We start from the raw sequence: 19,321 nt of genomic DNA, 5'->3' as shown, positions 1-19,321 counted from the left end.
ACAGGTCATGGCACATTCCTCTTTCAATCTTTCACAAAAATCAACTTATACAGTTGAATCAGCACAAGCGGCATAAGTGCCAGAGCATAGACATAGCCGAACTGGGCAGAAGTTAGTGTGGCAACTTCAAAAATCCCCTTTAAAGGATCAACCAGCAGAACAAGCTGCAAGAGCGCGATGCCTATGACGACTGCCCCTATCAAGTAGAGGTTTGAAAACAATCCGACTTTGAATATCGACTGTCTGGAACGTGCGTTGAAGCCATGAAACAACCGGGCAAGACACAGTGTGGAAAAAGCCATGGTACTGGCTGTCAAAGGATCATCCATGGTTAGTCCGATATGAAAAGCAATCAGGGTAGCGACGGCAATCAGGAAACCTTCACTAAGGAGCCGGGCTGCAAACACTTTATTGAGAAGCGGGGTTTCCACATCCCTCGGTTTTTCATCCATCACTTTTTTATTATGAGGTTCAAGTCCAATGGCAATCGCTGGCAGGCTATCTGTCAGCAAATTGATGAACAGCAGATGCACTGGCGCAAACGGAACAGGTAATCCGCCTATAGCAGCATATAGAACAGATAGAATTCCAGCGGTGTTACCAGCAAGTAGGAACCTGATGGAATTTTTGATGTTGGCATAGATGCTTCTTCCATTGGCAATCGCCTTAACGATGGTGGAAAAGTTATCATCTGTCAAGACCATGGACGAGGCATCCTTGGCCACTTCCGTTCCTGTGATTCCCATGGCGATTCCAATGTTCGCCTGTTTCAATGCAGGACCATCGTTGACTCCGTCGCCGGTCATGGCAACGATATTCCCTTTTTCCTGCCATGCTCGCACAATTCGTATTTTATGCTCTGGAGATACTCGTGCATAGACGGAAATGTCCTCCACCATGCTTTTTAAGTCCTCGTCATTTATCTTTTCGAGCTCAAATCCTTCAACCGCTTTATCGCCATCTCTGAAAATCCCGATCTCCTTTGCTATCGCAGAGGCGGTTATTTTATGGTCTCCTGTGATCATCACCGGTTTGATGCCTGCTGAAATGCATTGTTCGACCGCTTCCTTAGACTCCGCACGGGGAGGATCCATCATGGCAGTCAATCCGACAAATATTAAGTCATGTTCATCCTTTGTCGAGATATTCTCATAATTCTCCACCTCTTTATAAGCAAAGGCTAGCACTCGCAGTCCGCTTTCCGAAAAGGAATGATTTACTTCCTCGATTTTCTTCCTGTCCTCTTCTGAAAAATTGGATATGCCATCTGAAGTTTCTATTTTTACCACTCTATCCATTAAAACATCAACAGCACCCTTAGTGATCAGTACCTGTTTGGAATCTAGGGTATGGACAGTACTCATAAGTTTTCTGTCAGAATCAAATGGGACTTCCTTCAGTCTAGGGTAGGATTTTCTTGTTTCCATTTCGTCCAATTCATAGATTTCTTCCCCAAAATCCACCAAGGCAATCTCGGTTGGATCTCCAATCTCCTTATCCTTGGTGGTCTCTGCATCGTTACACAAAAGCTGCATAAGAAGGAATTTTTCATGCAGCGCCTGACCCAGCCTCAATTTGTCATGCTCATGGATTTCTGAATCTAGAAACACTTTCTGCACGGTCATTTTATTTTGTGTCAGGGTGCCGGTCTTATCTGAACAAATGACAGAGATACTTCCGAGGCTCTCTACTGCATGAAGCTTTCGGATAATGGCATTTTCCTTTGCCATCTTTTGTGTGCCAAATGCAAGCACGATTGTCACGATGGAGCTTAATGCTTCCGGTATGGCCGCGACTGCCAAGGCAACGGCAAACATGAATGAGTCAATCAATGTCCGTCCCCGAATGATGTCGATCGCAAAAATAAGAACAGCAATGATGATAATAGCAATGGCAAGCTTTTTCCCAAAATTATCAAGATTCATCTGAAGCGGTGTTTTCTTCTCTTTCGCACTTTCCATCAAATTGGCGATTTTACCGATTTCCGTTTTCTGTCCGATTTCTGTAACCACAATGACAGCTCTTCCATATGTAACAAAGCTCCCGGAGAATACCATATTCGTCTTATCGCCAATGGAAACATCGTCCTCATTAATCGGATCAAGGGTTTTAAGAACACTGATGGATTCTCCGGTCAAGGAGCTTTCATTTACCTGAAGACTGTGGGCTTCGATAATTCTGCCATCCGCACTTATGTAATCCCCTGCATCCAGGTAGAGTATATCTCCAACCACGACTTCCTTGGATGGTATTTCGATTTTATCTCCATTTCTTAAAACTTTGGCAGTGGGCGAGGACAGGCTTTTTAGGCTCTTTAGCGATTGCTCCGCCTTTACATGCTGAACGGTTCCAAGAATGGCATTGATGATAACAACGACCACGATTACAATGGTGCTTTCAAATTTTCCTAAAAAGGCAGATAGTAAAGCTGCTACGATAAGAATAATGACAAGAAAATCCTTGAACTGTTCCAAAAAGACCTGAAAAGTGCTTTTTCGCTGTTCTTCTCCAAGTTCATTAAAGCCATACTGCTCCTGTCTTTTTTTTACTTCCGAATCAGTAAGACCATCCTTTGTAACCTCAATAGTCTTCATCACTTCTTCAAAGGGCAACTTATAAAATTTATCCATATATAGCTCCTTTCATAACAGATTTATACTGTCTATACCCGAACTTTATTCACTACATACTATTCCTAAAAAAAATACTGTTATACCCGTATTTAATACCCTCAAAAAGTACAACACCCTCACGTGCTAAAAACCGTCCACCCCGAATACCATACTAAAGTGTCAAAAACCAACACCCATGGAGGACCACCATGACAAAACCAACGATGAAAAAACTCCTGTGCTTCCTGGCAATCCTGTCACTTTTAGCACTTTCAGCCTGCAGCGCCGACCCCGTCCAAGAGGACCTGATGACCTACGTAAACGAAGACCTGATGAGCATCTTTGAACTCGAAGCAGAAGCAGTCGACTCCTACTCCAGCGTATCCGGCAACAACTACACCAACGACTGGACCATGTACGAAACAATGGACACCGTCACCATCCCAGCCTATACCGAATTTATCGAAAAACTAGAAAGCATCCGACCCGAAACAAAAGAAGTACGCGCCGTCCACGAAATCTACATCGACGCCAGCAACACCCAATTCCGTGCCATGAAAATGATCCTGATCGCACTCGAACTCCAAAGCTACGACAAAATCCTAGAAGCCAACGAACTCCTCGACGAAGGCCGCACCAAACTTCGTCAATTTCAAGACGAACTTGAAGAACTAATGGAAGAACACGAAGTCGAATGGGAAGAGGAAATGTTATAAAAGCAAAAAGATCTGGAGCGCCCGATATACTAAAGCGCTCCAGACCATATCGCCTACCGATACAATCAATCCTCCTTAATAGAAACGATGAAATTACTCAGCAAAAACAAGGAATCCACATATCGCGAAAAAACCATCTTACTAAATCGAAAGACTAACAAAATTAACATTTTCATCCAGTAATACACCTCTTTAAAACTAAAAAACCATTGTACTAATACACACCAAAAACAAACCCGCAAAAAATGTAGATTTCTATTCCAAAACAAACAGTTGACTTGAAACCGCCCTTATACCATAATCTAATTATTAGAATTATTATAAAATTCTGTCTTAATACAGGATAAACCACGCAATAAAGGGGAGGGAGATTCGACACAAAAAACTAAAGCGCTTACAAAAAGGAGACAAGCACAACATGCTATTATTCTACCTATTCCTAATCATCACCGTCACCAGCATCTTTCTGGCAATCAAAAAACAAAAACCAATCCTACTATCAGTCCCAATAGCAACCCTAATCACCTACGCCGTCGTGGAAATCGCCCTAGTACCGGCACCCTTCCTCGACACCATCAAATTCATCTTCAGTCTAAAATAACAAACAAAGGCCAACAAAAAAATTTAACCCAAAAGGGGTCAGACCCCGGCAGGAATTTCGCCACTCACGTCGAAACCCCACACCCGCAAAACCAAAAGGAGGCTAACCCTTGAGAAAAATCGAAAAGTCCGTTGCTGATGCTTATTTCAGAGAAAAGAATATGTATATTTTAATCTACTTAGCTATCTGGCTTGGCGTTTCATTTGGCATTGTCTTGTTTGCCGAGTCACTGCAATTCACCATTTTCGGTGGCTTCCCATTCCACTACTTCATGGGAGCACAAGGCTCTGTCATCACCTTCATCATCCTATTATTCGTCAACGCCAAAGTCAGCGACAAAATTGACGCCAAATACGGCATCGACGATAAGGCCAACGAAGTCCTAAGCGCAGGCAAAACACTAGATCACTAAACTCACAAACATACACACCCACACCAAGACTCCCACCTATGCCACTTAAAAAGAACTAACAAACCCAAATTAAAAAACAAAAACAACTAATCCCAAAGGGGGCCAAACGTTTGGATAATCAGTTTCTCGTCTCACTCACACTAATCCTGATCACATTCGGACTATATATCGGAATCGCCATCTACAACAAAGCACGCCAAACCTCCGACTTCTACGTTGCAGGCCGCGGCGTTCCACCAATCTTCAATGGAATGGCCATCGGCGCAGACTGGATGAGTGCAGCGTCATTCATCGGTATGGCCGGAACCATCATGCTACTAGGATACGACGGACTTGCATACATAATGGGTTGGACAGGCGGATACCTGCTCCTGACCTTCCTCTTGGCACCGCAACTTAGAAAATACGGGCGCTACACCGTACCAGAATTCATCGGCGACCGTTTTAACAGTCACACGGCACGCGTTATCGCGGCAATCTGTACCATCATCATCAGTTTCACCTACTCCATCGGACAGCTTTCCGGCTCCGGGGTGGTAATCGGCCGCTTACTGGAAGTGGATGCAAGAATCGGAACCATGATTGGGGTTGTACTAATCGCATTCTACGCAGCATTCGGTGGGATGAAGGGGATCACTTGGACACAGGTTGCACAGTACATCATCCTGATCATCGCATACCTGGTTCCTGTTATTTTCATGTCCCTGCAATTAACCAACAACCCATTGCCATGGCTATCCTACGGGGGCATTGTCAGCCAGCTTGGAGAACTGGACCGGGAACTCGGAGTATCCGAATATTTCGCACCGTTCACCAACGGCACCAAATGGCAGTTCCTGGCCCTCATGTTCACACTGATGGCCGGCACAGCAGGTCTGCCACACGTAATCGTACGTTTCTACACCGTTTCCACCATGAAAGCAGCTCGCTGGTCAGGCGCATGGGCCCTGCTTTTCATCGGCCTGTTATACTTGTCTGCACCTGCCTATGCAGCATTTTCACGCTTCATCCTCATGAAACAAGTAGCAGGAAGCCCGATCGACCAGCTTCCGGCATGGACACAATCTTGGGTGAATACAGGGAAACTGCAAGTCGCTGACACTAACGGCGACGGAACACTCCAATGGAGTGAGCTCATCATCGCCAATGACATCGTCGTAATGGCCACACCGGAAATCGCCAACCTTGGCGTGTTTGTCATCGGACTCGTAGCGGCAGGCGCTATGGCAGCCGCACTTTCTACAGCCGGTGGACTGATGATCGCCATATCGTCCTCATTCGCGCATGACATCTACTATCGTGTCATGAGACCGAATGCAACCGACAAAAACCGCCTAATGGTCGGTCGTGTTACCATCGTAACCGCAACCGTACTCGCGGGTCTTGTAGCGCTTAACCCACCAGGGGCCATCACACAGATCGTTGCCTGGGCATTCGCGCTCGCATCCGGAACCTTCTTCCCGGCACTACTTCTTGGAGTATGGTGGAAACGTGCCAACGCACAAGGGGTCATCGCCGGAATGCTCGTAGGACTTACCGTCACCCTGTCCTATATTTTCGCTGCAAAATACGGCGGCTTCACCATCCTTGGCATCATCGATACAGGTGCAGGGGTCTTTGGAGCAGCAGCAGCCATCATCTCGATCGTTATCGTATCGCTTAGAACAAAAGCGCCATCACAAAAACTTCAAGATGAAGTAGTCGACCTTCGTTATCCAGAACAAATGTCGTACAAAGATGGAAACGTCTGGATCGACAAATAATCAAAATAGTAGGGAGGAGCAGCGTCCAACCACGTTGCTCCTCTTTCCTGCAAAAAAAAGGAGCAGCCAAAATGAAACATCTCCTAACCAAAAACCTGACCGCAACCGAAGCAGCCAACATAAAAAACCAATGCAAAACCTTTCACTACAACCAAAACGACATCATCCTCCAAGCCAACGAACACCGCGAAGGCGTCTTTCTTGTGCTCTCCGGCATGGCTGAAGTCTATCTCCCATTCCAAAAATCCCAAGACGAAGTCCTGGAAATCATTAAACCGAATGAACTCATCGGGCTATCCAACCTCCACCATTTCCTCATCACGAATTTCCCGCAAACTCAACAACCGGATCCAACCACACCAATATATCCCGATCAACTCCCAGGCCAGCCGGTGCAGCACAACCAAACCCTCGTCCAAGTCCGCGCAATCGACGATACAGAAGCACTTTTCATTCCCTATACGGTGCTAAAAGAGAGATGGAGCGAACCTGCCCTCCGAGACTACTTATTAGACCAGGTCAGCTCCCGCCTTCACGATGTCTACCACTCACTCGCCGAACAGATTAACATGAGCACCACCATGGGGCGAACAGCAGACCCGACCATTCTCCGGGTCCGAGACATCATGCAGCCAACAACGACCACCATTCAAGCTAAACGAACCGACAGCATCCAATCCGTCGCAGAAAAGCTGTCCCAAAATAACACGAAAACCGCCGCCATCATTCTAAACAACAACCAAATCAAAGGCATCGTAACAATGCACGACTTCGTCAATCGCGTCATCACCAGTGGCAAAAGCACCCAAGAACAAGTCCACACCATCATCACAGAAAATCCAATCACTATCCCAAGAACCGCCTACTACTACGAAGCACTCACTACCATGCTTCTGAACGGTATCAAACACCTGCCAGTCACCACAGAAAACAACCAACTCGCAGGACTGGTCACCCTGACAGACCTCTTGCAAGCCAAACAACCGACCGCTATGCTTCAAAACACAGAAACACTCAAAACAGTCACCAAAGAAGAGCTACCACAAATCAAACAGCAACTATACGCAATGATTACCACCATGCTCCAACAACAAGTTCCAATTCTGACAACGCTTGAAGTCATGAATACCCTTTACGACCAGCTCATCAAGCGTTGCATCGACCTTTCCATAATAGAAATGCCAACAGCACCACCGGCAAAATTCTGTTTCTACCTAATGGGCAGCGGGGCAAGAAAAGAACAGTTCCTGCTCACCGACCAGGATCACTTCCTCGTCTACGAGGGAGAGGGCGATACGCACGACTACCCGGATGGTCATAGCGACCAGATCGCCACCCGATACTTCGAAGAATTATCACAAAAAATCGTCACAAACCTAGAACTCGCCGGCTACCAAAAATGCAAAGGCGATATGATGGCATCCAACCCAATCTGGCGCGGCACCCTCCAAAAATGGGAATCCCGCCTTCACGAATGGACGTTAAACGCCACCAACGACCGCCTGCTTCTGGCCCAGAACTTTTTCTCCTATCGTCATATAGCGGGGGACGATACGCTGCACCAGCAATTCCAACAAACAATATTGGATTCACTGGACCGAGCTAAAATATTCCTATACCGCCTGTCCCAACTCGAACGGGAAAACCCGATCCCGACCCTAGAACAACCAATCCGATCCATGTTCCGCCGTAACAAAAAACAACTCGACCTGAAAAAAGAAGTCCTGTTCCCATATCATCACAGCCTGCAGATACTCGCACTCATGCACGGCATCACATATGGAACGCCAATAGAAAAAATAGACCAACTGCACGAAAAAAAGATCCTCTCGGAAAACTTCCAAAAGGATCTCAAAGCATCAATCAGCACCATCCTTAATTATTACGTCCGCAATCGATACAACCAACACCAAAACGGAGAAGACCTAACGTCATCCTTATCACTGACAACACTATCAACCCGTGAAAAAGAAGAGCTGATGCTCAGCATAAGACTCATAAAAGAACTCCAAAACCACATGCTGTCCTACTATTAAAAAAGGAGCTAACCAGACATGAAGGAGGTACCTACAAAATATGTTCTCATTCGCAAAAAAACATTATTTCCCGAGCAATTTAGCAGAAAACATCCCACTTTCCACACCTGTCGACAAACTGGAATTCACCGTATTCGATACCGAAACGACGGGTTTCAACGTGGCCAAGGATGACAGATTGATAGCACTTGGCGCCGTCAAAATAAAGAACCTGCAGGTAATAGAGGACAGCGCCTACCAAACATACATCAACCCGAATCGACAAATTCCTCGGGAAATTACCGAGCTCACTGGCATCACACAAGAACAAACGATAGAAGCACCAACAGCGCTGATGGCCATAGAAGATTTAAGGGACCTCGCAGCTGGACAATCAGCCTGTTATGTTGGTCACTATATCGCCTTTGATATGCAAGTGATCAAATCGGAACTTAAGCGCAACAACTTGACCTGGAAACAACCGAAAACTCTCGACACCCTGGACCTGATCGGTTATATCGCCCCTAACTATGACATGCGAGATCTTGAAAAATACGCAAGGGATTTCGGCACAAGAATCTACCAAAGACACTCAGCTCTTGGAGACGCGCTTACCACCGCATTCCTATTCACGGAACTGCTCCAGATCTGCCAAGAACGTGGAATAAAGACATGGGGGGATTTGTTGAACATTGGGACTAACTAAATGTTGACTTTGTTGGGTTTTTGTTGTGTTTATGGGTATAATTAAAGAAAAGGAGGTTATTTCCGTGTATGAATATAAATTGCAAATAAATATTGGTTTGTGGAAAAGTGTCTATGTCCTTGTTCAAGGGCAGCATCATGAAGAAGCCATTGAAGTATTAAAGACAATTGCCCAACAGGCCATAAATTCTATAGGAGGACAGGTATCTGCTACAGATCTACCTTCCAATATACACTCTAAAGTTGATGAAGTTGAAATAACTGATATCATCTCATTAGCAAAACAGATAAACGAGTTTGTCTTACAAAACAATCAAATGAGAGCGTCGAGCTTAATGTCAGATTATATAGAGAGAGTAATTAGTCTGCTTTTTAGTTCACAGGCTGACGTAGAGAAATTTAAAAGAGAAATATTAGTTTCCATTATCCACAAACGTATGAAAGAGCAAAGTGCGGCTTCATTAATCCATGAGCCTAACGCCCAAGTAGTGGAATATAAAGAAAGCGAATACGTGACAACAAAGGAAGCAGCAGTAATAGGTGGTGTAACAGATCAGACAATAAGACGTTGGTGTGAAAAAGGTAAATTCCCAGAAGCTTTCCAAACTGAAGGAGGACATTGGAGAATTCCACAAAAGTATTTGAAGACCAACTCGAACCAAGCTGAATCCGCAGAGAAGTGGATTCGTAAATTAGACAACAATACAAAAAGCCACATAGGAGAAGCAATTGATGAGTTTGATATCGACATTGAATACTCCTAAAGCCATGTTGGATACAACAGTATTATGTGGTGCACTCTTAACAGATGGAGCAAATCGCAGTTTGCTAAGGATAGCCCGTTTAGGTATCTATCAACCCGTCATTTCTTGAAGTAATAAAGCTATTTTTATAAAAACCGCATCACTTTTAGGCGATGCGATTCTAAAATAATGTCATTGTCTGAAGCACAGGAAAAAATAGCTCGATATCCATCAATGGAAAATGAGATTGTCACTATACCCTTAAACCGACAATTCCTTCCTCTTCATATACCTCAAGTTCACCAAAACAGCTACACCAGAAACAATCACCATCATCACAACGGCTACAAAAGGGTAAAGGACAGGAGTCCCAAACACGTTCACAGTCTTAAAGAAGTCAAAAAGTGGTTCCACATTCATTGTAAAAATATGAGTGAAAGTGAAAAGATTCTCCACCCACTGTGGCAGCATCAGCATTTCCACCACCAGAAACGGCATCCCAAACAACGCACTGCAAACAAAAAACGAGATCAACGCATTTTTACTAAAGCTGGACACCAGTACAATCAACACCGCAAAACTAACTGCACCCAATAAATGAAACGCCATCTGAACAAGATGATATTCCAACATAGTAAAATCATAAGGGGAGAAGTAATATTTAAAATAATGCTGAAATGGCGTTCCCCAGCCCTCGCTGCCGAACTGCACCGTATTCCATGCCAAGTTAAACACTTCCCATGCCAAAACGATAACCACCGTATAAACAGACGCCGCCCCAACCTTCGCCCATAACAGTTGCTTGCGACCTTTTCTAGCACTCAATAAATAGTTTTCCACACCAGAGCTGTACTCTTGTGTATAAATTGCAGACAACCCAATCAACAACATCGCCCCAGTAATAAATATCGAGAACACACTCGCAAAATCTATGACCTTGCCAGGACCAACATTATATGCAAAGTACGAAGTGTCTAACTTATTAAGCATCGCCACATTAAGTTTATCAGCAGCAGTTGCGTCTGCACGATCCAGCTCCTTTATATACGCCACAGTATTCCGCTCTACACCAGCAGCCCACACGACCCCTTCATAAACAGCCATCTCCGCATTCTCTCGTTCTGAAAAGAAAAAAGGCTCGTCATCCGGCGCATCTTCTAACTTTTTCATCAGCACTGCATTTTTTTCCTCCGCCAACTTCACTTTCTCTGCGGTGATCGGTCCTTCCCATTCCTTATACAAGTCCTTCTCCCACTGCTCTGTCAGCTGAAAAGTAAATCCTGTTGAGAAAAGAATGGCAAGGAAAAACGTGATATACACCGTTTTTTGCTTAAATATCTTATAAAGCTCAAACTTTAACAATTCCATTAGGAGGCCACCTCTTCATCAAAATAATAAAGATATAAATCTTCTAAGTTAGGTGCTTCGTTCAGTGCAGCAGGGTGGGGTTTGCTGTCACTTAAAATGCGCAAGTCAAACACACCATCCCCAACCCGGCCAATATTCCCGACCTTAAATTCAGCTTGAAAGCTTGCAATCTCAGACTCTGGAACCTTTACCGACCATACCTTATCGGCAATGCCGTCCAACAAATCCTGAGGAGAATCCTTGCGCAACAGCTTGCCATCTTTTAAAATAACAACCTCTCGAGCAATAAACTCAATGTCAGACACAATGTGAGTGGACAATAGCACAATCCGGTTAATCGCGATCTTCGCTAATAGATTCCGAAAACGAATCCGTTCCTTAGGGTCCAGTCCTGCAGTAGGCTCATCGACAATCAACACTTTCGGATCATTCAATAATGCCTGCGCAATCCCGACACGCTGCTTCATCCCGCCGGAAAATCTGCCAACCTTTCCTTTGCGCTCAGCAGACAACCCAACCAGCTCCAGTACCTCGTCCACTTTCACTTTAGCCTTATCTTTAGGCAAGCCCTTCAACGCCGCAATATATAACAGAAACTTCTCCGCCGTAAAATTTTTATAAAACCCCACATGCTGTGGCAAATAGCCAATCACATCACGGTATGCCTCATCCATGCCCACAATATCCTGATTGTTAAAATAAACCTGGCCGCCACTCGGCTTCAACACACTCGCCAAGATCCGCATCAGCGTCGTTTTTCCGGAACCATTTGCCCCAAGAATGCCATACACGCCGGCAGAAAATTTAATGCTCACATCATCCAACACGTTTTTATCGCCAAACGATTTACTCAAATTTTTAATGGTTAAGTTCATACGAAATCCCCCTTTTATAGATCCACATCATTTTACACAAGCTAAAAATCGACGCCGCTATGATCACCAACACAATCACGTAGGACGGGACATCGCCAAGTCTTTCAAAAAGCGTAGTCTGACTCATGACCATCCCTAACCCAATCCAACTCACCAGCGTGACCGTAACAATATGAAACTTCCTGAAACGAGAAATAATCACTAGCGACACAGCCATCAGAAGAGTAAACGGTGTCAACCAGTACAACGTCATCTTGGCAAACCACACGTCTGCGACCACAAACGAAAGCACCGCCGTAAACGCGATATTTACCGACACATTAAACCCGCCAATCACCAACATTCGAGACAACAGCAACTCCTGCCAGCTATACTTCAACGACAACTCCAACTCCAGCATCCCGCTGTTTTTACTGCGCATCAGCTCCAACACACCGGCAATGGTGGGGAGGGGGGCAAGAATCATTATAGTAAAATAGGGGTCCAACTCATCCGCCATGAAAAAGGCAACCAACGAAATCAGCACAAGCAGTCCATTTGCTCCCCAAAAGAGGGGGCTGATCCGGAAAATTTCTTGTCCGGAGTGTCTTACTAAATCCGCCAAAGGTTTAAACATGTTCTGCTTCCTCGGCACATGAGGGCGGATGGATTCGATGGTGGACATCATTTCTTCCTCACTCGGAAACTCCACATCATACTCTTTTAAATTGCAAAACACCTCATTCTCAAGCTCCAACAACTCCAAATCAAAATCCTCATCATCCCGAAACTTATCTTCGTAGTCGTTTCTTCTCATCTTCTTCACCCTCCTTTAAAATAGCCGCAAGCTTCGTCAAGCCTTGTTTCAACCGGGATTTCACCGTTGAAATGTTCGCATGTGTCACATCAGCAATTTCTTGTATTTTCATATAATGAAAGTATTTCAATATAACTGCTTCCTGCTGCATATCTGGCAATGAGTGCAACGCTTTTTTCACTTGCTCGCGCGTTTCTTTTCTCTCAAATATGTAAGGCACATCACTGCCGTCACTTTTCATCTGCTCCGGAATCTCGACCTGCTTACTTTCCTGCTGGTAGGCGGCACTTCGCCAATAATCCCGGCAATGGTTTACCGCAATCTGATACAGCCAACTCTTAAATGCGGTCTTATCTCTCAAACTGCCAACCCGCTGCACCACCTTCACAAAAATCTCCTGGGTCAAGTCATAGGCCAAATCCCGATTGCCGACCTTCCGATAAACAAACGCAAAAATATCACGATAATACCTGCGAGTCAGCACTTCCATCGCCGCCTCGCTGCCCCGGATAATTTCCTCGATCAACTCATAATCCTCCGCCATCCCTTATCACCTCACCTATTAAGACGAATCAGTTTCAAAAAAGACTTAAACCAAATAAAAAAACCCGTCCTCATGACGGGTCTCACACACTTATATATCAAATTCTAAGCGATCTCTAGCACCTGGCCAACCCGAGTCAGCCAGCCACACGATCACCTTATAACTACCAGGCTGCAAATTCTTCAACGGAATATCAAAGCTTAACTCCTGCCCAGGCCCCACCATAATCTCCTCATAGATCATCGTGAACATTTTTCCTTCTGAAAATTGCTCCACGCGCGCGCCGTCCCGATACAAGATATAGTCATATCGCTGCCCACTACGAAATGTTACTTTTTCCGAAGCACCGCCATTATTTTCTACGACAAAATGCAACATGACCGAATCCGGGCCACTCTCTGAATAAGTCAACTTTGCTTCCAAACTCATGCTACAACACTCCCATCGCAATCTAATCCTCTACTAAACTATTCGACAAAACGAAGGCTATACCTTTTATGATTTGAGAATGGGAAAAAAGAGAATAAATCAGCAATAGAAAATGTAATAATTAGGAAAAACATAACACTATTTGTAAGCTTTGTTTTTGCGACTACATCAACTTTAACTCCCGTAAGTGGAAGCGTAATAATGTTTTCTCCTCTGGTAAAAATTCAAAATACAATTCATATTTTTCGTCAATCGTGTAGTAATAGAAATATAAACCTTCCATTTCGTTTGGTCCTTCTTGTTCCGGCTCACCCATCAGCTTCTTAATATCCTCTGGTGTCAGAGGTTCAGGTTGAATGACTGTCAGCAATCCAACGGTATTTTCACCTACAGCTGTGCCATAACCGGTATGGGAATAAATATGATAAAAGGCTTCATTTCGCTGGATCTCGGCATCTGGTTTCCCAAGCTCATCGATGATTGTCCTAATCGGCGTTCCGATGCCATAACCATCTGGAGTAAACTTGCCTTCTTTAATGCTTGCTAAGAAATGTTCATCTATGACAAAGGTTTCCGCAGGGGTAAAGGAATGGTTGAAATCGACCGTAAGCTCTGGGTCGGCACATTCCTCCGACTCTTTCACCTCTATACCTTCTGCACCCTTTTGCAAAGTGAGCACACAGCCATTGTCTTTTTTTTCAGAAACTGCAACGGGTCCATCCTTTTTCGCATATCCACCTAAACTTTTAAAGGAAACGATAAGTTCGGAAGAATCCTTAGATTTTGGAGTAAGCTCATCATTGGATAATTCAATAATAAAAGAAAAGCCTTCATCCGTTTCTTCATATATAGTTAATTGGCCAATGATGGCTGGGGGGGAAAAAGTAAACCAATCTCCTTGCCAACTATCGGACAAGTGAACTTCCTCTTCTAAAGTAGTTTCCTCTTTCCCATCCTTTGCGGCTATTTGTGCATCTTCACTTGAACCACCTTGACAGGCTGCGAGAAAAACTAATAATAAACAGCTCACCGGAAAGAATAATCTATTTATAACAATAACCCCCTAAATAATGGTTTTCGGACTAATTATAGCATTTTCATATTAAAAAGAGAGTTTTTTTCAAAAAAATCAAACAAAAGCCTTGTCCCTCTTGACATTGTTGGCATAAACAACCAACCAAGCTAATAAACTGATACAAACCAAACATACAAAGAGAGTGTTTGAGGTGAGGGATCGTAGATTGTCTCGAAGAATTACACCAGCCATCCTACTTATGTTTTATATACAACTATCATTATATGCACTTCGTTACATCGGAATAAGCGGGTCTCATTTCACACTTCTCAACATCCACAATTTAGGGAGGGCGAGTGGTGTGCACGATTACATCAAAGAGAGAACTATCAAGATTGGAAAGTATATCGTGGAGACAAAGAAGACAGTTCGCGTGATAGCGAAAGAATTTGGCGTTTCCAAAAGTACTGTCCACAAGGATCTGACCGAAAGACTGCCGGAGATCAACCCAGACTTAGCAAACGAAGTCAAAACAATCCTTGATTACCATAAATCCATCAGGCATTTACGGGGCGGCGAAGCAACCAAGATGAAGTACAAGAAAGAAGAAGAAGCCGTAAAATAAAGCAGAGATACCAGGGCGAAGGAGATGCTCTGGTATTTTTGGTTTTTTGGTGCGTGTAAGCTCCTAGGTTTGTAGGATGAATGAAAAGCGGGCAGTCGGAGGGAACCGCTATTTCATGTAGTCATGGAGCGGGTGAAGCTTGAAGACCTGCCACGCGGGATTTTTGAGCAAGAGAAGTCTTCATCAGGCGTATGAAGACCTGCCAAGCCGAAAATCCGAGCAAGATAAGTCTTCATCAAGCCAATGAAGACCTTCCACCCAGAAAATCCAAGCAACACAGGTCTTCATTAAACTCACACCTTCACTATCCCCACCTCTTTCGACAAAATACTCAAAAAAATGACACAGAACTACTGTTAAATTTCACCTTTATTTTGTAAAATGTGATAGAATATACAATTAGGACTAAAGATAGTGTTCATTAGCAATTGCAACCAAACAATCAAAGAACATTCAGATAAAAGTCGCCAATAAAAGCAATGACGCAAGGAGGAAAATAGAAAGATGTTTGCAAGGGATATTGGAATTGACCTGGGTACGGCGAACGTACTCATCCACGTAAAAGGAAAAGGGATCGTCTTGAACGAACCTTCTGTAGTAGCACTTGACACAAACACAGGCAAAGTATTGGCAGTAGGGGAAGAGGCCCGCAAGATGGTTGGCCGTACCCCAGGAAACATCGTAGCAATGCGCCCCCTAAAAGACGGCGTTATCGCAGACTTCGAAGTAACAGAAGCAATGCTTAAGCACTTCATCAAAAAACTGAACGTAAAAGGCTTCTTATCTAAGCCGCGTATCCTTATTTGCTGCCCAACCAACATCACATCCGTTGAGCAAAAAGCAATCAGAGAAGCGGCAGAAAAGAGCGGGGGCAAAAAAATCTACCTAGAAGAAGAGCCAAAAGTAGCAGCAATCGGAGCGGGCATGGACATCTTCCAACCGAGCGGAAACATGGTAGTCGATATCGGTGGCGGAACAACAGACGTTGCAGTTCTTTCCATGGGCGACATCGTAACTGCTTCCTCCATTAAAATGGCCGGAGACAAATTCGACAATGAAATTCTTCAGTACATCAAAAAGAAGTACAAGCTTCTAATCGGTGAGCGCACAGCCGAAAACATCAAAATCGAAATTGCAACAGTATTCCCTGGTGGCCGTAACGAATCCATCGACATTCGCGGACGCGATATGGTAAGCGGACTGCCGCAAACGATCACAGTCACATCCACAGAAATCGAAGAAGCACTACGAGAATCCGTTCAAGTGATCGTACAAGCAGCAAAAAGCGTCCTAGAACGCACACCACCTGAACTATCCGCAGATATCATCGATCGCGGCGTCATCCTGACAGGCGGAGGAGCACTCCTGCACGGAATGGACCAACTCCTAGCAGAAGAACTAAAAGTCCCAGTACTAGTAGCAGAACAACCAATGGACTGCGTAGCAATCGGAACAGGTATCATGCTCGACCACATCGACCGCCTACCATCCAAAAGCTTCGCCTAAAAATTAAAAACAACCACAAAAGGAGCACCCCGAAAGGGCAGCTCCTTTTGCTTTGAAAAATACAATATCAAAAGCAACAACTCAGGGGTCTGTCCCCCTTTAAAAACTCCTTTTAAAAACTAAATCCCTCTTGCGGGGGACTGACCCCTTCACGCTCTTCAATGTTTAAACCAACCACCAAACGACTTACCAGTTTACACCCCAAAAAATCTCCGTTATCATAATCCATGACAACATACCAACCAATAATTGTCCCATAAAAAGGAGCACCACCATGTCATCCATCAACCAATCACTAACACCAACCAAAAAACGCTTCCGCACCGAAATAGAAGGGCTTCGCGCAATCGCAGCGCTCTTGGTCGCAATCTATCACATTTGGCTCGGCAACGTCTCTGGGGGAGTCGATGTCTTCTTTGTTGTCTCTGGTTTCCTTATCACCACATCCTTACTAGGTAGGGTACAAAGAGAAGGAAAAATCGACATAATAGACTTCATCTTAGGCCTTACAAAACGCCTGTTTCCGGCAGCCTTCTTTGTGTTGCTTGTCGTGACAGTAGCAAGTATGCTCTGGCTCCCCCAGGTTCAGTGGGCACAGACGCTCCAAGAAATATTTGCATCAGCTTTCTATTATCAAAACTGGCAACTAGCCTTCAACGCAGTTGATTATTTGGCGCAGAATAACCAAGCAAGCCCGGTCCAACACTTCTGGGCAATGTCCATCCAAGGACAATTCTATCTGCTCTGGCCAACCGTTGTATTCGGACTGGCACTAATCATGCGCAAATTATTTAACATGAAACTCAAAACGACGCTCACAACTGTACTACTAACAGTTTTCACAGCATCCCTAACCTATTCCATCTATCTCACATCTACCAACCAGGCACTTGCCTATTTCCACACTTTTACGCGTGTATGGGAGTTCGCACTTGGCGGTATAGTCGCTGTACTTGGCTCGCAGATCGTCTTACGCAAATCCATAAGCTTTATTATCGGCTGGATTGGCTTACTTGCCATTGTCTTATGTGGTATTATCCTTCAAGTATCCACCATATTCCCAGGATACGCTGCACTTTGGCCAACCATTGCAGCCATCTTTATCATCTTGGCCGGCAATAACGGAGGAACTTTGGGAGTCCACAGATTCCTAAGCCTAAAGCCATTAGCAAAACTCGGTAACCTTTCTTATGCCCTTTACCTATGGCACTGGCCAATCTTGGTCTTTTATTTCATTATCTCAGGCAAAGAGGCAGTTCCATTGCTAGATGGATTAATTATTATCATTGCCTCAATAATCTTGTCATACATTACAACCGACCTGATTGAAAAACCGATCCGTTCCATGAAAAAAGAAAGTCCAAAGTGGAAGCGTGGATCAGTAGTCTTCGCTTGCATGGTGCCAGTTGTGTTGACGGCGTCACTTTGGGCAAATCAAATCTCAAAGGCAGAAGCGGAACTTGCCAACCTGGTAGAGAACGAGGAATACCCTGGTGCGCTTGAGGTCTTCGCAACTAATGTCCAAGAAGATGTCCCAGTCTTGCCAACACCACTACAGGCACAGAACGATCTTCCAAAGGTTTATGAGGACGAGTGTCATCAGTCTTTATCGGACTCGGAAGTAATAGCATGTGAGTATGGAGAAACTGATAACGCTGAATATACAGTGGCTCTTGTTGGTGGATCTCATTCAGCACAATGGCTGCCAGCACTTGAAGAATTTGCCCAAGAAGAAAAGATTAAGGTTATCAATTACACGAAAAGTGCTTGTCGTTTTACTGCTGAAGAAGTGAATGCAGCTACATCTGAATCTTGTTATGAGTGGAACAAGGAATTGATTCAGACACTAATATCAACCAAACCGGATCTTGTGTTTACGACAGCAGATGTTGGTCGAAAAGCAGAAGTACCACAAGGGTTTGTACAACAGTGGGAAACTTTAAATGAAGCGGACATCTCTGTATTCGCACTAAGAGACAATGCATGGTTTGAATTTGATGTTCCGTCTTGTGTGGAGGAAAAGGGGGAAGATTCCTTAGAATGCGCGCAAGAGAGGGAAAAGGCACTGCCTTCTGAAAGTCCGTTCAGTAAATTGGAGGACGTACCAGCTAATGTGCACTATGTGGATCTGACGGATTACTTGTGTGATGAGGACTATTGCAAACCGGTTAAAGGTAATGTGCTGGTCTATAGAGACAAACACCACATCACAGCAACATATGCTAGGACGATGGCCCCTATTCTGAAAAAGGAACTCTTCGCTGTTTTGAAAAAATAATTTAGAGTCTACCCTGAGTACTACCCACTCATGTTAGAAATCCTCCACGAAGGGTATAGAAAGAATACATCACAAAACCCTGGAGGTGCATCAGAACATGTACCAAAGAATTTTGAGGCAATGGCATTCTTACAGAGTGAGTTATCATGAAATATTAATTGACGATTGTTTGGATGAAACATTACGAAAGAATTTAATTAATAAACTCAACTATCATAGACAAAAACTGAATGAAATGCAGGAATTAAGCCCCTACCAGTGATGGAAGCGGGCTTTTTTTCTTGCCGCGTATAAGTTATTCCTAAAAAAATCCAATAA

General features: G+C 44.3%; 18 protein-coding genes. 11 read left to right on the top strand and 7 right to left on the bottom strand.

Annotated features, from left to right (window positions below):
* Window positions 1-23: 23 nt before the first annotated feature.
* Window positions 24-2,630 carry a calcium-translocating P-type ATPase, PMCA-type gene (locus tag K7887_RS20535; protein ID WP_223491472.1) on the bottom strand — a complete coding sequence of 869 codons (2,607 nt, stop codon included), beginning with the start codon at window positions 2,628-2,630 and terminating at the stop codon, window positions 24-26.
* A 191-nt stretch (window positions 2,631-2,821) separates the two neighbouring features.
* Here K7887_RS20535 and K7887_RS20530 point away from each other — a divergent pair, with 191 nt between their 5' ends.
* From K7887_RS20530 to K7887_RS20495, 8 genes are all read left to right on the top strand, one after another.
* Entirely contained in the window at window positions 2,822-3,328 is a 507-nt protein-coding gene (locus tag K7887_RS20530) for a hypothetical protein (protein WP_223491471.1), read from the top strand.
* A 418-nt stretch (window positions 3,329-3,746) separates the two neighbouring features.
* Window positions 3,747-3,929, top strand: coding sequence for a hypothetical protein (locus tag K7887_RS20525; protein WP_148979935.1), 183 nt, complete (start codon window positions 3,747-3,749; stop codon window positions 3,927-3,929).
* 109 nt (window positions 3,930-4,038) lie between these two features.
* Window positions 4,039-4,341, top strand: coding sequence for a DUF4212 domain-containing protein (locus K7887_RS20520; protein ID WP_223491470.1), 303 nt, complete (start codon window positions 4,039-4,041; stop codon window positions 4,339-4,341).
* Between the two features lie 110 nt (window positions 4,342-4,451).
* Window positions 4,452-6,104, top strand: coding sequence for a sodium:solute symporter family protein (locus tag K7887_RS20515; protein ID WP_223491469.1), 1,653 nt, complete (start codon window positions 4,452-4,454; stop codon window positions 6,102-6,104).
* Window positions 6,105-6,175: 71 nt separating this feature from the next.
* Window positions 6,176-8,140, top strand: a complete 1,965-nt coding sequence (locus K7887_RS20510; RefSeq protein ID WP_223491468.1) for a DUF294 nucleotidyltransferase-like domain-containing protein — start codon at window positions 6,176-6,178, stop codon at window positions 8,138-8,140.
* 40 nt (window positions 8,141-8,180) lie between these two features.
* On the top strand, window positions 8,181-8,825 hold the full coding sequence (locus K7887_RS20505) for a 3'-5' exonuclease (protein ID WP_223491467.1): 645 nt from the start codon (window positions 8,181-8,183) through the stop codon (window positions 8,823-8,825).
* Between the two features lie 64 nt (window positions 8,826-8,889).
* Complete coding sequence (locus K7887_RS20500; RefSeq protein ID WP_223491466.1) at window positions 8,890-9,588, top strand: helix-turn-helix domain-containing protein; 699 nt, start codon at window positions 8,890-8,892, stop codon at window positions 9,586-9,588.
* A complete protein-coding gene (locus K7887_RS20495) occupies window positions 9,557-9,697 on the top strand; it encodes a hypothetical protein (protein ID WP_223491465.1) in 141 nt (46 codons plus the stop codon). The genes K7887_RS20500 and K7887_RS20495 overlap by 32 nt, the downstream gene beginning before the upstream one ends.
* A gap of 131 nt (window positions 9,698-9,828) precedes the next feature.
* On the opposite strand, the gene K7887_RS20490 is transcribed toward K7887_RS20495, so the two are convergent.
* The 6 genes from K7887_RS20490 to K7887_RS20465 form a co-directional block, all read right to left on the bottom strand.
* Complete coding sequence (locus tag K7887_RS20490; protein WP_223491464.1) at window positions 9,829-10,935, bottom strand: hypothetical protein; 1,107 nt, start codon at window positions 10,933-10,935, stop codon at window positions 9,829-9,831.
* On the bottom strand, window positions 10,935-11,810 hold the full coding sequence (locus K7887_RS20485; RefSeq protein ID WP_223491463.1) for an ABC transporter ATP-binding protein: 876 nt from the start codon (window positions 11,808-11,810) through the stop codon (window positions 10,935-10,937). Before K7887_RS20485 ends, K7887_RS20490 begins: the two co-directional genes overlap by 1 nt.
* Window positions 11,794-12,606 carry an ABC transporter permease gene (locus K7887_RS20480; protein ID WP_223491462.1) on the bottom strand — a complete coding sequence of 271 codons (813 nt, stop codon included), beginning with the start codon at window positions 12,604-12,606 and terminating at the stop codon, window positions 11,794-11,796. The genes K7887_RS20485 and K7887_RS20480 overlap by 17 nt, the downstream gene beginning before the upstream one ends.
* Window positions 12,581-13,150: an RNA polymerase sigma factor gene (locus tag K7887_RS20475; RefSeq protein ID WP_223491461.1), complete on the bottom strand. Its 570-nt coding sequence runs from the start codon at window positions 13,148-13,150 to the stop codon at window positions 12,581-12,583. The genes K7887_RS20480 and K7887_RS20475 overlap by 26 nt, the downstream gene beginning before the upstream one ends.
* Before the next feature lie 90 nt (window positions 13,151-13,240).
* The gene (locus K7887_RS20470) at window positions 13,241-13,579 is read right to left on the bottom strand and encodes a BsuPI-related putative proteinase inhibitor (RefSeq protein ID WP_223491460.1); all 339 of its coding nucleotides are present in this window, start codon (window positions 13,577-13,579) and stop codon (window positions 13,241-13,243) included.
* 163 nt (window positions 13,580-13,742) lie between these two features.
* A complete protein-coding gene (locus K7887_RS20465) occupies window positions 13,743-14,609 on the bottom strand; it encodes a DUF4309 domain-containing protein (protein ID WP_223491459.1) in 867 nt (288 codons plus the stop codon).
* 346 nt (window positions 14,610-14,955) lie between these two features.
* On the opposite strand from K7887_RS20465, the gene spoIIID reads away from it, so the two are divergent.
* From spoIIID to K7887_RS20450, 3 genes are all read left to right on the top strand, one after another.
* The gene (spoIIID, locus tag K7887_RS20460) at window positions 14,956-15,219 is read left to right on the top strand and encodes a sporulation transcriptional regulator SpoIIID (RefSeq protein WP_010200304.1); all 264 of its coding nucleotides are present in this window, start codon (window positions 14,956-14,958) and stop codon (window positions 15,217-15,219) included.
* 504 nt (window positions 15,220-15,723) lie between these two features.
* A complete protein-coding gene (mreB, locus tag K7887_RS20455; RefSeq protein ID WP_148965331.1) occupies window positions 15,724-16,725 on the top strand; it encodes a rod shape-determining protein in 1,002 nt (333 codons plus the stop codon).
* A gap of 274 nt (window positions 16,726-16,999) precedes the next feature.
* Window positions 17,000-19,003 carry an acyltransferase family protein gene (locus tag K7887_RS20450; RefSeq protein WP_223491458.1) on the top strand — a complete coding sequence of 668 codons (2,004 nt, stop codon included), beginning with the start codon at window positions 17,000-17,002 and terminating at the stop codon, window positions 19,001-19,003.
* Window positions 19,004-19,321: the final 318 nt, after the last annotated feature.

It is taken from the genome of Sutcliffiella horikoshii, from assembly GCF_019931755.1.
GTDB lineage: Bacteria > Bacillota > Bacilli > Bacillales > Bacillaceae_I > Sutcliffiella_A > Sutcliffiella_A horikoshii_E.
Note: the sequence above shows the minus strand (reverse complement) of the source record. Positions and strands in the feature narration are given on the sequence as shown.